The organism is Kribbella voronezhensis, from assembly GCF_004365175.1.
In the GTDB taxonomy this organism is placed as follows: Bacteria; Actinomycetota; Actinomycetes; order Propionibacteriales; family Kribbellaceae; genus Kribbella; species Kribbella voronezhensis.
Map to the genome: position 1 here is coordinate 28,567 of NZ_SOCE01000001.1, position 12,622 is coordinate 41,188.

Genomic DNA, 12,622 nt, shown 5'->3' on the forward strand with positions numbered 1-12,622 from the left:
CGTTCACCTCGTCATGACTGGACAGGCTGAGTACGACGCGCACCCCATCGACCGCCCAACCCTGCTGGTCACGCTGACCGGCACGGACCGCCCGGGCCTCACTTCCGCCGTACTGTCGATCCTGGCCGGTCGCGGCCTGGACGTGATCGACGCCGAACAGGTCGTACTGCGGGGCCGCCTCGTGCTCGGGGTCCTGCTGACCGCGCCACGCGATCACAAGGAACTCAAGAAGGACCTCAAGGCCCTCGCCGAGAACCTCGACGTCGAGATCGACGTGAAGAAGGGCTTCGGCGACAACGAGCCGCGGCGCAAGGGCCGGACCCAGGTGACCGTGATCGGCAGCCCGCTGACCGCCCAGGGCTTCGCCGCGATCGCCGGCCGGATCGCCGACACCGGCGCCAACATCGACCGGATCAGCCGGATGGCGCGCTACCCGGTGACGGCGATGGAGATCGCGGTCTCCGGTGCCGATCCGGACTCGCTGCGCGCGGTGCTGGCGCTCGAAGGGGTCAAGCAGGGGCTGGACGTCGCAGTACAGGCCGGTGGGCTGTACCGGCGGGCCAAGCGGCTGATCGTGATGGACGTCGACTCGACCCTGATCCAGGGCGAGGTGATCGAGATGCTCGCCGCTCATGCCGGCCGGCTGGAAGAGGTTGCCGCGGTCACCGAAAAGGCGATGCGGGGTGAGCTCGACTTCGCCGATTCGCTGCGGCACCGGGTGGCGACGCTCGAAGGACTGCCCGCGTCGGCGCTGGACGAGGTGTACCAGGCGATCGTGCTCGCGCCGGGCGCGCGGACGCTGGTGCGGACGCTGAAGCGGCTCGGGTACCAGTTCGCCATCGTCAGCGGCGGGTTCAGCCAGATCACCGACAAGCTGGCGGCCGACCTGGGCATCGACTTCGCCGCGGCCAACGAACTGGAGATCGTCGACGGCCACCTCACCGGGAAGGTGGTCGGCGACATCGTCGACCGGGCCGGGAAGGCGGCGGCATTGCGGCGGTTCGCGAAGTCCTCCGGTACGCCGTTGTCGCAGACCGTGGCGATCGGCGACGGGGCCAACGACCTCGACATGCTGGCGGCGGCCGGGCTCGGGATCGCGTTCAACGCCAAGCCGGTGGTCCGCGCGGCGGCTGACACCCACGTCAGCGTGCCCTATCTCGACACCATCCTGTATCTGCTCGGCATCAGCCGCGAAGAGGTCGAGGCCGCCGACGCGGCCAGCAACCCGGCCTGAACTCGTTTGCCCGCAGCGGTGCCGGGCGGCGAAGATCGGGGCATGCCTGTTCCTGTGGTGCTACCGGCCGGATTCAGCAGTCGAGCGGCGACCGACGCGGATGTCGAAGCGATCCACGAACTGGTCGCCGCGACCGAACGCGAACTTCACGGCGAGGCCGAGACCGCGCCCGACGGGATCAAGGCGGTGCTGTCCCGGCCGGGGTTCGACCCGGCGGTGGACTCGGTCGTCGTCCACGACGTCGACGGCCGGCTGGCGGCCTGGGCGTGGCTGAACCGGGGCAAGCGAGCACAGATCGATGTCGATCCGGGCCATCGCGGGCTCGGCATCGGCACGGCCCTGCTGGACTGGGCCGAGGCGCGCGCCGTGGAGGTCGGGACGACCGACTGGATCGCGCAGGCTGTCGACGACAAGGACCAGGCCGGCGTCGACCTGGTCCGCGCCCGCGGGTACGACGTACTGGCGGTGAACTGGCAGCTCGAGCTGCCGATGGACTCCGAGCCGGTGATCCCGGCGCTGCCCGAGGGGCTCACGGTCCGGCCCTTCGCTGCTGGTGACGCGGCGGCGGCCCATCTGCTGATCGAGGACGCCTTCGACGAGTGGCAGCCGCGGCGCAAGTCGTACGAGGAGTGGGCCGCGATGATGATCGAGCGCTCCAGCTTCGCCCCCGAGCGGTCGCCGTTGATCTTCGCCGGCGACGAACTGGTCGGTGCGGCGCTCTGCCTGGACCTCCCCGACACCGACGAGGGCTACATCGAGCAACTCGCCGTACGCCGTGACCACCGCGGCAAGGGCCTCGCCAGAACGCTCCTCGCCGTCGCCCGCCACGGCTTCTACCGCCGCGGCAAACGCAACCTCACCCTCTGGACCCACTCCGACACCGGCGCCCTCGCCATGTACGAACGCCTGGGCATGACCGTCCGCCGCAGCACCACGATGTACCGCGGCGGTCCGTTCTGAGATCCAGGATGCACAGCTGACGTGCCCGGCGTGATCAGTGCCTCAGAGTTGGGCGCTGGTGGTGATGTAGGTGGGTTGGTTCTTCCACCAGGTGGCGGCGGCGCGGGCCGCCAAGGGGGTGGTGGGGTCAGTCTTCAGGCGCTGAAGTGGGGTTTGGCTTCCGGTGACGCCGGCGCTGTAGGCGAGGCCGCGGAGGGCTGCGAGGCTGGTCGGGCTTTTGCTTCGGTGCCAGTCGGCCAGGTGTTTACTGATAGCGCTGTCCCACCAGGAGGCCGGTGGGACAGGGGTGAAGTGGCCGATGGCGTAGGCGGCGACCGAGACGGTCGGGCCGGGCAGGCCATCGGCCAGAACAATGCGTTCGATCAGGCTGCGCTCCGGACTGCCGCCCACCATACGGAGTGCGGACAGCAGAGTGCCGGACCGCTCAGGGTCGCCGGTGAGAGTCCGGCCGCGCCTGAGTTCCGACGACAGGGCTTGAGCGATCCCCGAGCGATAGGGACTGGCGGCGATCAGCATGGAGACCTCCAGCCGGGCTTCCTCGGACGGGTCGAACAGTAACTCCTCGACCAACTGCGGAAACACGTCATCGGTGAAGGTCTCCGGAGCGGTCGCCAGCGCCGCCGCGGCCGCATGCGCGACGCGCTGAGCCACCAGGGAAACAGGTCCCCGCAGGCTGTACTGCCGACCGGCGCAACCGATCGCGACCGGCCCGGTCAGGGTCCACAGCGCCTGCAGGATCTCGTCGGCCATCGACCCGAGTGGGCCACCGGCAGCAGCGATCTCACGGAGCGTCCGGGTGGCTCGACGGCGTTGATCCGGGTTGAGCTGCTTCAGGGTGGCGGCCTCGAACAGTGCGGACAAAGTGCCCCACAGCGCGCGATCATCGGTCGGATTCGTCAACTGCCGCAAGAGAACGGAGATCGAGTCGCGGTGATTGCTGTGCCCCAGCGCGGCCATGGTCGAGATCATCACCTGGTTGTCGCGATCGGCCGCGGCGACCGCGCAGGCGTCGATCAGCTCGCCCTGCGCCGCTGGGTGAGCCAGCAGCCGGTTCACCGCTTCGAACCGCTGTAGCCACGCCTGCCCACAGGCGACGAGCATCTCGGCGAGCAGGCGTTGCGCGATCTCCCGCCAGGCGCGGCCAGGCAGGTACGCCGCCGGTCTCGTCGCCAGCAGTTCGGTGAGGTCGTCCCAGTCGCAGCCGGTCATGACGGCCGGAGCGCAGACCCGATCGAGGTAGGCGTCCAGCCGTCGATCGAGAGTCCGGGGCTCGACCTGATGATCGCGGGCCAGCGCCGGAGCCGACTCGATCATCGGGCGGTTCGCCCGCAGCTCGTAGTCGAAGGCGGCCACGAGCCGGCCGGGGGCGAGCTCCAGCAACTCCTCGTACCGCCGGACGGCTGAATGCGGTATCGCCGAGCTGCCGGCTTCCCAGCGATAGATGGTCGACGGGTTGATCGATCGCGGATCGGGTCCGCTCGGCCAGGCGGCGGCGAACTTGGTCCGCACCGTGAACTCGTGCCGGCTGCCGAGCAAACGATTGACCCGCAGCAACCACGCGAGCCGATGGCGCAGTGTCAGTCTTCGCGTCGGCGCTGATCCTGCGGATCGGTCCGTCGGCATAGAGGCCCCCCTCGTGAACCAGCCCTAGGACTAGCACGTCCGGTGACTTTCTGCAACGGATTGTGCGCAGCGGACCGCCCACGCACAACCGCGCCGCCTGGTCCGTCGGCAGCAGCAAGCTGGGCTCGGGGGAGGCAAGGCAGGTCCCGCCGATGGCCTGCCTTGCCAACTGTTCACAAGCAGAGATGGGGTCGGAATGGATCTGGTGGTTGGCTTTCTCGTCGCCTGGGCGGCCGGAAAAGCACGGCGGGTGCTGAAGGTCGTCGACGGGTTGACCGACGATGCGCTGGACGCGGCGGGCGAACGGGTCTGGAAGGTGGTGGCGCCCAAGCTGGGTGTCGATCCGTCGATCCAGCGGCTCACCGCCGAGGCCCGCGATCTGGGCGACGCGACGGTGGGCACCCGCGCGGACGCAGTACGGGCCCTGCAAGCGGCAGCGGCTGCTGACCCGGGCTTCGAGGCACAACTGAAGGCCGCGTTGCCCGCGGTGCAGCACGCCCACAGCGGACCGTCGAATTCCGGTGTCATCGCGTCGGGTAACACAGTCGGCCGCGACATGAAGATCGACAACAGCAGCACGTTCGTCAACAAGGTCCGCCAGAACCCGTTCTACGCGATCCTCGCACTGGCCGCACTCGCGTTCGTGGTCTGGGGGCTCTCGTCAGCACTCGGCGGGCCGGCCAAGGCCGACGCGAGCACGGTCTTCGGCAACTGGACCGCCTCCGACGGTACGGGCAACAAGTCCTTCAGCTCGAACGGTCAATGTGACGGCGTCTTCTACGACAACGGCAAGCCGCTCGACATCGGTGGGCCGATGTCCTGCGCCCTGTCCGAGAAGCCGGACAGCAGCGGCTTCTACACCCTCCGAGTGACCCAGAGCATGAACAAAGCCACCTACAAACTGCGCTTCGACTCGACCGACCACGCCACGGTCTTCGACTCGGCCGGCCGAAAACTCTACGAACTCGAGCGGTTCTGATCGCCGTCACCAAGAGCACCGTGCAGGTGCTACTTGGCGACCTTGTCGATGGGCGGTGCGGCGATGACTACCGGGGTGCCGAAGTTGGTGAAGGTGGAGGTGCCGGTGTCTTCGCCGAGGGTGTAGTCGATCTTGCGGGGTAGCGAGTCGGCGTCGAGGAGGACCTTGGCGGTCAGTGTGGTGGTCTTGTTCTTCGCGAGGCTCTCGGCGGTGACGGAGTCGCCGAAGGCCTTCGCCTGGGCCGCCTTCTGCAGGTCGATGGTCAAGTTGTACTGCGTTGTCGCCACACCGTTCACCGCCGGTCCCGCCGCTGTTGTGAACTGGGTGGCGTAAGAAGAGCCCGCGAGGAACTGCTGCGGCTGGGCCTGCCAGGCGATCAGCTGGATCATCGCTCCGGTCAGAGCGTCGACGCCCGTCTTCTTGGCGTCGTGCTTGACCCACTGCGGGCCGTCCGAGATGCCCTTGCCCTGGCCGTAGAGCTGGCCACCGGCACCCAGCACGGTCATCCCGTCGGCGGTGACCACGAACTCCGGTGTGGAGCCGGTCAGCTTCACGTCAGCGGTCAGCGTGCTCGGATCCGCGCCGGCGGTCGTCGACACGACTCGGAAGGTGCCCTTCTTGAGGAGCGCCTCCTGGACCTTCTTGCCGAGGTCCGCCTGGGTGAGTGTGGTTGTCGCCGCAGCGGTCGAAGCCGCGGCTGCCTGGGTTCCGGGCGCCGGGGTGTTGCCGCACGCGGCCAGGACGACGACCGCACCGGTGACCGCCAGCGACATCATGATTCTCTTCACAGCGCGGATGATGACACGAGCAGGCGGTCATCGCGAGATTCTTTGCCACCTCTTGCAAGATGCAGGCCGGCCGAACGCCTCCGACCGCCTATTCTTCGGCTATGTCAGAACAGCAGGGTGGGGTGAATGGTGGCGGGCCGGGTGCCCTGTTCGCCATCGGTGGCGCCGAGGACAAGCTCAAGAAGCGCATGGTGCTGCAGGAGTTCGTCGAGGCGGCCGGTGGATCGAAGGCCCGGATCGTCGTCGTGCCGACGGCGTCCGCGCTCGGCCCGGACGTGGTCGACGTGTACTCCGCGCTGTTCGCCGCCCTCGGTGCGGCCAGTGTGGTCGGGGTCCGGCCGGAGAACCGCGAGGACGCCGACGACCCCGCCTTCATCGAGCCGGTGACCGAGGCGACCGGCATCTTCATGACCGGTGGCAACCAGTTGAAGCTGAGCGGTGTCGTCACCGGTACGGCGTTCGGCCGCGCGGTCACCGAAGCGCATGCCCGCGGCGCCGCCGTCGGCGGAACCTCGGCCGGCGCGAGCATCCTGGCCGAGCACATGATCGCCTTCGGCCGGTCCGGGGCAACCCCGCGACAGCGGATGAGCCAGCTCGCCGGTGGGCTCGGCCTGGTGCAGGGCGCGATCGTGGACCAGCACTTCGCCCAGCGCAACCGGTACGGGCGATTGCTGTCGCTGGTTGCCCAGTCCCCCGGCCTGCTCGGGATCGGGGTGGACGAGGACACGGCCGCCGTCGTACGAGGGTCTCACCTCGAGGTTGTCGGCCGTGGTGCCGTGACGATCTTCGACGGCAGCCGGATCACGTCGAACGCGCACTACGCGAAGCGGTCCGAAGCAATCCTGGCGTCCGGGGTCGTCCTGCACGTGCTTCCGGCCACGGCCACCTTCGACCTGAAGGCGCGCGCGCTGTTGTCGTACGGGCCGCAGCCGCCGGCCGAGGAGCTCGCCTCGATCGAGGCAGCGGAGGCCGACCTGCGAGCGCTGGCGAAGGAGATCGCCGCTGAGGGAGCGGGACCGGCGTACTACGCCGAGCGCAAGCGCCGGGCGGGCCGGCGTACGGCCAGGACGGCGAATGCCGGCGAAGCGGTTGGGGAACCGAAGGCGAAGAAGAGGGCTGGTACCTCGGCCGCGGCGGCCCGGTCCAGACCGGAGGCGACCGAGCCACTGAGCGCGGGCGCCGAACTCAGCACGCCAGACTCCGAGCCACAACCAGACAGTGGGACCGTATGACAGAGACCGCCCCCGACCAGCCCGACTCCACCACGACCGGCGCTGCGACGCCCAGCGCCGAGACGACCGGCACCGAGACCTTGGGTACGCCGAGCCCGGATCTGAAGCTCATCGAGACCCGCGTGTACCGCGGTCCGAACATCTGGAGCTACGACCCGGCCATTCATCTCGTCGTCGACCTGGGCTCGCTGGAGAACTTCCCGTCGAACACGATCGACGGCTTCACCGAACGACTGCTCGAGTACCTCCCGCGCCTCGACCAGCACCACTGCTCGCGCGGCCGGCGCGGCGGGTTCATCGAGCGCCTGCACGAGGGCACCTGGCTCGGCCACATCGCCGAGCACGTCTCGCTGCAGTTGCAGCAGGAGGCCGGCCACGACATGCGGCGCGGCAAGACCCGCCAGGTGCGCGGCGTACCGGGCCGCTACAACATCATCTACGCGTACGCCGACGAGGGCGTCGGCCTAGCGGCCGGCGAGCTCGCCATCCGGTTCGTGAACTACCTGGTCCAGCCGACGCCCGAGTTCGACTTCACCACCGAGTTGGAGAAGTTCATCCGGGCCGCCGAGCGGAGCGCGTTCGGGCCGTCGACCCAGGCGATCGTGGACGAGGCGGTGTCCCGGGACATCCCGTGGATCCGGCTGAACAAGGCGAGCCTCGTGCAGCTCGGCCAGGGCGTGCACGCGAAGCGGATCCGGGCCACGATGACGTCCGAGACCGGCTCGATCGCGGTGGACGTTGCCAGCGACAAGGACCTCACCACGAAGCTGCTCGCCTCGGCCGGTCTGCCGGTACCGCGGTCCGTGTCGGTCCGCGACGTCGAGGACGCCGTCTCGGCCGCGAACAAGATCGGTTACCCGGTCGTCTGCAAACCGCTCGACGGCAACCACGGTCGGGGTGTCTGCCTGGACCTGCAGAACGCGGACGCCGTCCGGGAGGCCTTCCCGATCGCGGCCGAGCAGTCGCGCCGCGGCTCGGTGATCGTGGAGAGTTTCGTCACCGGCAAGGACTACCGCTGCCTGATCATCAACGGGCGGATGGAGGCGATCGCCGAGCGGGTGCCCGCGCACGTCGTCGGCGACGGCGTCCACACGGTCGCCGAACTGGTCGACATCACCAACGCGGATCCGCGCCGGGGCGTCGGGCACGAGAAGATCCTGACCCGGATCACCGTCAACGCGGCCGCTCGCGAACTGGTCCGCTCGCAGGGCTTCGAGCTGGACGACGTACCGCCGGAAGACACGATGGTGAAGCTCACCCTCACCGGCAACATGTCCACCGGCGGCATCTCGATCGACCGCACCTTCGAGGCACACCCGGAGAACGTCGAGATCGCCGAGGAGGCGGCCCGGATGATCGGGCTCGACATCGCCGGGATCGACTTCATCTGCCCCGACATCACCCAGCCGGTGCGCGAGACCGGCGGCGCGATCTGCGAGGTGAACGCGGCACCCGGGTTCCGGATGCACACCAACCCGACGGTCGGCGATCCGCAGTACATCGCCAAGCCGGTCGTCGACATGCTGTTCCCGCCGGGCGCGACCAGCCGGATCCCGATCGTGGCGGTGACCGGGACCAACGGCAAGACGACCACCTCGCGGATGATCAGCCACGTCTTCAAGGGAATGGGCCGCAAGGTCGGGATGACGTCCACCGACGGCATCGTGATCGACGAGCGGCTGGTGATCCGGGCGGACGCGTCCGGGCCGAAGTCCGCCCGGATGGTGCTGCAGAACCCGCGGGTCGACTTCGCCGTGTTCGAGGTCGCGCGGGGCGGGATCCTGCGCGAAGGACTCGGGTACGAGCGCAACGACGTGGCCGTGGTGCTGAACATCCAGCCCGACCACCTCGGGATGCGCGGGATCGACACGCTGGAGCAACTGGCCGACGTGAAGGGCGTGCTGGTCGAGGCCGTACCCCGGAACGGGTTCGCGGTACTCAACGCCGACGACCCGCTGGTTCGCAAGATGCGCCGGAAGTGCTCGGGTGAGGTGGTCTGGTTCAGCATCGCCGAGCCGGGCAGCGAGGTCCGCGAGTACATCGAGGGACACTGCCGGCGGGGCGGGCGGGCCGTCGTCCTGGACCGTTCCGATCTGGGCGACATGATCATCATGAAGCACGGCCGGCGGTCGATGCAGCTGGCGTGGACCCACTTGCTGCCGGCAACCTTCGGCGGCCGGGCGATGATGAACGTGCAGAACGCGATGGCCGCCGCGGCGGCCGCCTTCGCCGCGGGTGCGCCCTTGCACGACATCCGGCAGGGGCTGCGGACGTTCAACACCTCGTACTACCTCTCCCCCGGCCGGCTGAACGAGATCGAGGTCGACGGCCGGACCGTGATCGTCGACTACTGCCACAACGCGCCCGCGATGCGGATGCTCGGCGACTTCGTGGACAAGCTCGGCGAGAGCCTGAACGCGTCGTCGGAGCTCGGCAGGCCGTCGCGGATCGGCGTGATCGCGACCGCGGGTGACCGGCGGGACGACGACATGCGGGAGCTCGGCGAGGTCGCGGCCCAGCACTTCGACGTCGTGATCGTCCGCGAGGACGCGAGGTTGCGCGGGCGTAAGCGCGGCGAGTCGGCCGAGCTGATCATCGAGGGCGTGCGCAGCGCGATGGAGAACGGGGCTCGCTGCCGCCAGGTCGAGACGGTGCTCGAGGAGCTGACCGCCGTACAGCATGCGTTGTCGCGGTCGAATCGCGGCGATCTGGTCGTGCTCTGCGTCGACCAGCACCAGTCCGTCCTGTCCGAGCTCGAATCGGTGTCGCATCTGGCCCAGGCCGGCGCACGCTCCGGTGACGAGGGCGGCGACCCGGACTTCGTTCAGCCGGATGCCGAAGCCGAGTCCGACGCCGAGCTGTCCGACGAGTAGGGCTCTCGTTCCGACAACGCCCCGGGGAGTGCCGTGCGGCCTACTGTCCTTGCCTACTACTTCCCCAACTGGCATCGCGATCCACGCAATGCCGACTGGTTCGGTGCGAACTGGACCGAGTGGGAGCTGGTCAAGGCGGCGACCGCACGCTTCCCTGGGCACCGGCAACCGCGGGTGCCTGCGCTCGGCTGTCGCGACGAGGCTGATCCCGCGGTCGCCGCGGCGGACATCGACCTCGCCGCGACGCACGGAGTCGACGGCTTCCTGTTCGATTACTACTGGTACGACGACGGGCCGTATCTGTCCGGAGCGCTGGACGACGGCTTCCTGCAGGCGCCCAACACCGACCGGCTGCGGTTCGCCTTGATGTGGGCGAACCATCAACTCGTCGACATCTTCCCCAGCCGGTCGGGCGGCGTACCCGACCTGCTGAAGAGTGGCGCGCTCGACCGATCGGCCTTCGAAGCGATGGTCCGGCACGTGATCGACCGGTACTTCTCGCGCTCGAACTATCTCGTCATCGACGGCAGACCGTGGTTCACGCTCTACGACATCGGCAACTTCATCGAAGGTCTGGGCGGTGTCGAGGCGGCTCGGCAGGCACTCGACTGGTTCCGCGAGCAGACCGTGCTCGCCGGCTTTCCCGGCCTCCACCTCGACGGGGTGCTGTGGAGCGCTCCGGTGCTGCCCGCCTCGGGCGCACCGTCCGCAGTGGCTGACGTGGTCGATCGACTCGGGTTCGACTCCGGTACGTCGTACGTCTGGCTGCATCACTTCGACGCGTCGACGGCCGGCTTTCCGAACGGATCGATCCAGGACCTGAGGGATTCCGCGTTCCGCGAGTACGACCGGTACGCCGAGCAGCTGGGCGTGGACTTCTACCCGAACGTCACCGTCGGATGGGATCCGTCGCCGCGGACCGGCCAGGAGCTGCCGTATCAGCAGCTGGGCTACCCCTGGACCTCGGTCTGGGACCAGGATCCGGCCGAGTTCGCCACCGGACTGCGGCGCGCGCTCGAGTACCTCGAGCGGCATCGTCCACGGCACTCGATCATCACGGTCAACGCCTGGAACGAATGGACCGAGGGCTCCTATTTGTTGCCTGACACAACTCATGGATCGGCTTACCTGCAAGCTGTCCGGGATGTGCTGCATTCGTAGCATCCGTCGGGAACTCGGTCACGGAACGCCTCGTTGGGGTGTACGTGAAGACGAAGTTGCTAATGGCATCTATTGCTGTTGTCCTGCCCCTGTTGGTGTCCTGCGGGTCCGGTGAGAAGAAGGCCGGGCCCGCTGTGCAGGATGCCGCGAAGACCACCGGGGTGATCGTGGCGGACGCCTGGGTGCGGGCGACGGCCGGGGCGAAGGACACCTCGATGACGGCCGCGTTCATGTCGCTGACCAATCCGGGAACGACGGACGTGAAGCTGACCTCGGCGACCTCTCCGGTCGCCGGGATCGTGCAGCTGCACGAGATGGCGATGAAGGACGGGAAGATGGTGATGCAGGAGAAGGCGGGCGGCATCACCGTGCCCGCCGGTTCGCACGCCCATCTCGCGCCGGGTGGTGAGCACGTGATGCTGATGGGGCTCAAGCAGGCGTTGAAGCCGGGTGACGAGTTGCCGCTCACGCTGAAGTTCTCCGACGGCTCGTCCCACGATCTGACCCTGCCGGTGAAGGCCTTCACCGAGGAGGAAGAGCACTACCACCCGACCCCGACTCCGACCAGCACGCCTTGACCGGTCGACCGTCGCGCCGGCAGCTCTTCGGGTACGCCGGTGCCGCCGCGGCCGGCGCCGCCGTCACGGGCGGGGTTGTCAGCCTCACCGAAGGCGCACCCAGTCACAGCCTGGAGGGCGACACGGGTGGGCGCGAGATTTCGCCGTACGGCGTGCATCAGCCGGCTGTCGCGGCAGCCTCGCCCAAGCATGCCGAGCTGGTCGCGCTCAACCTGCTCGACGGCGTCGACAAGGCGGCACTGGGGCGGTTGATGCGGTTGTGGACCAGCGACATCGTTGCCCTGACTTCTGGTCGACCGGCGCCCGGTGACACTGCTCCAGAGCTTGCCCTCGGCAACGTTTCGCTGACGGTGACGGCCGGCTTCGGTCCGCGGGTGTTCGCGCTGCCGGGGTTGACCGCGAGGCGGCCGCGCGGGCTCGACGAGTTGCCGGTGATGTCGCACGATCGCCTGCAGACCGCTTGGAGTGGCGGCGACCTGGTGCTGCTGATCGGCGCCGAGGATCCGGTGAGCGTGGTCCACACCGTACGGCGGATGGTCGCCGACGCCGCTCCCTTCGCACGGCCGGTCTGGCGGCAGACCGGGTTCTGGAACGGCACCGGCAGCGACGGCAAGCCGGTGACGGGCCGCAACCTGTTCGGCCAGGTCGACGGGAGCGGGAACCCGGCCCCGGGGACGCCCGAGTTCGAGCAGACGGTCTGGTCGGCGGAGCCCGATTGGTTCGCGGGCGGCACGACGCTCGTCGTACGGCGGATCAAGCTCGACCTGGACACCTGGGACGAGCTGACCAGGTCGGAACAGGAACGCGCGGTCGGGCGCAAGCTGTCGACCGGCGCACCCCTCACCGGCACCGCCGAGCACGACGAACTCGATCTCGAGAGGCGAGACGCCGACGGCCGCCTGGTGATCGCCGAGAACGCGCACGCCCGGCTGTCCCATCACTCCAGCAACGACGGCCGGCGGATCTTCCGCAAAGGACTGAACTACGTCCACGACACCGGGGGCAGCCGCGAGTCCGGACTGATCTTCCTCAGCTATCAGGCGGACATCGCCGGGCAGTTCCTCCCGTTGCTGGCGCGGCTCGACGCGGCCGACGCGCTCAACGAGTGGACGACCACGATCGGCTCGGCGGTGTTCGCCCTCCCACCCGGCTTCCAGCCCACCGGCTGGCTCGGCCAGGAGTTGCTCGGCTGAG

The 12,622-nt window shown here is 68.8% G+C and carries 10 protein-coding genes; 8 read left to right on the forward strand and 2 right to left on the reverse strand.

The window, feature by feature from the left end; genetic code table 11:
- Window positions 1-13: 13 nt before the first annotated feature.
- Complete coding sequence (gene serB / locus EV138_RS00120; protein ID WP_133976457.1) at window positions 14-1,234, forward strand: phosphoserine phosphatase SerB; 1,221 nt, start codon at window positions 14-16, stop codon at window positions 1,232-1,234.
- A 42-nt stretch (window positions 1,235-1,276) separates the two neighbouring features.
- Window positions 1,277-2,194: a GNAT family N-acetyltransferase gene (locus EV138_RS00125; protein ID WP_133976458.1), complete on the forward strand. Its 918-nt coding sequence runs from the start codon at window positions 1,277-1,279 to the stop codon at window positions 2,192-2,194.
- A gap of 42 nt (window positions 2,195-2,236) precedes the next feature.
- On the opposite strand, the gene EV138_RS00130 is transcribed toward EV138_RS00125, so the two are convergent.
- Window positions 2,237-3,748, reverse strand: coding sequence for a hypothetical protein (locus EV138_RS00130; protein ID WP_166678455.1), 1,512 nt, complete (start codon window positions 3,746-3,748; stop codon window positions 2,237-2,239).
- 265 nt (window positions 3,749-4,013) lie between these two features.
- Between EV138_RS00130 and EV138_RS00135 the strand changes: the two genes are divergently transcribed.
- Window positions 4,014-4,796, forward strand: a complete 783-nt coding sequence (locus tag EV138_RS00135; RefSeq protein ID WP_133976460.1) for a hypothetical protein — start codon at window positions 4,014-4,016, stop codon at window positions 4,794-4,796.
- Between the two features lie 29 nt (window positions 4,797-4,825).
- Here the strand turns inward: EV138_RS00135 and EV138_RS00140 are convergent, their stop codons facing one another.
- A complete protein-coding gene (locus EV138_RS00140) occupies window positions 4,826-5,584 on the reverse strand; it encodes an SCO4651 family lipoprotein (protein WP_133976461.1) in 759 nt (252 codons plus the stop codon).
- A gap of 101 nt (window positions 5,585-5,685) precedes the next feature.
- Between EV138_RS00140 and EV138_RS00145 the strand changes: the two genes are divergently transcribed.
- The 5 genes from EV138_RS00145 to EV138_RS00165 are packed head-to-tail and all read left to right on the forward strand — an operon-like array spanning window position 5,686 to window position 12,621.
- Window positions 5,686-6,816: a cyanophycinase gene (locus EV138_RS00145; protein ID WP_133976462.1), complete on the forward strand. Its 1,131-nt coding sequence runs from the start codon at window positions 5,686-5,688 to the stop codon at window positions 6,814-6,816.
- Complete coding sequence (gene cphA / locus EV138_RS00150; protein WP_238157860.1) at window positions 6,813-9,689, forward strand: cyanophycin synthetase; 2,877 nt, start codon at window positions 6,813-6,815, stop codon at window positions 9,687-9,689. The genes EV138_RS00145 and cphA overlap by 4 nt, the downstream gene beginning before the upstream one ends.
- A 33-nt stretch (window positions 9,690-9,722) precedes the next feature.
- Window positions 9,723-10,850, forward strand: coding sequence for a glycoside hydrolase family 99-like domain-containing protein (locus tag EV138_RS00155; RefSeq protein WP_133976463.1), 1,128 nt, complete (start codon window positions 9,723-9,725; stop codon window positions 10,848-10,850).
- Window positions 10,851-10,894: 44 nt separating this feature from the next.
- The gene (locus EV138_RS00160) at window positions 10,895-11,428 is read left to right on the forward strand and encodes a copper chaperone PCu(A)C (protein ID WP_238157861.1); all 534 of its coding nucleotides are present in this window, start codon (window positions 10,895-10,897) and stop codon (window positions 11,426-11,428) included.
- The gene (locus EV138_RS00165; RefSeq protein ID WP_133976464.1) at window positions 11,425-12,621 is read left to right on the forward strand and encodes a Dyp-type peroxidase; all 1,197 of its coding nucleotides are present in this window, start codon (window positions 11,425-11,427) and stop codon (window positions 12,619-12,621) included. Before EV138_RS00160 ends, EV138_RS00165 begins: the two co-directional genes overlap by 4 nt.
- The last annotated feature ends 1 nt before the right edge of the window (window position 12,622 follow it).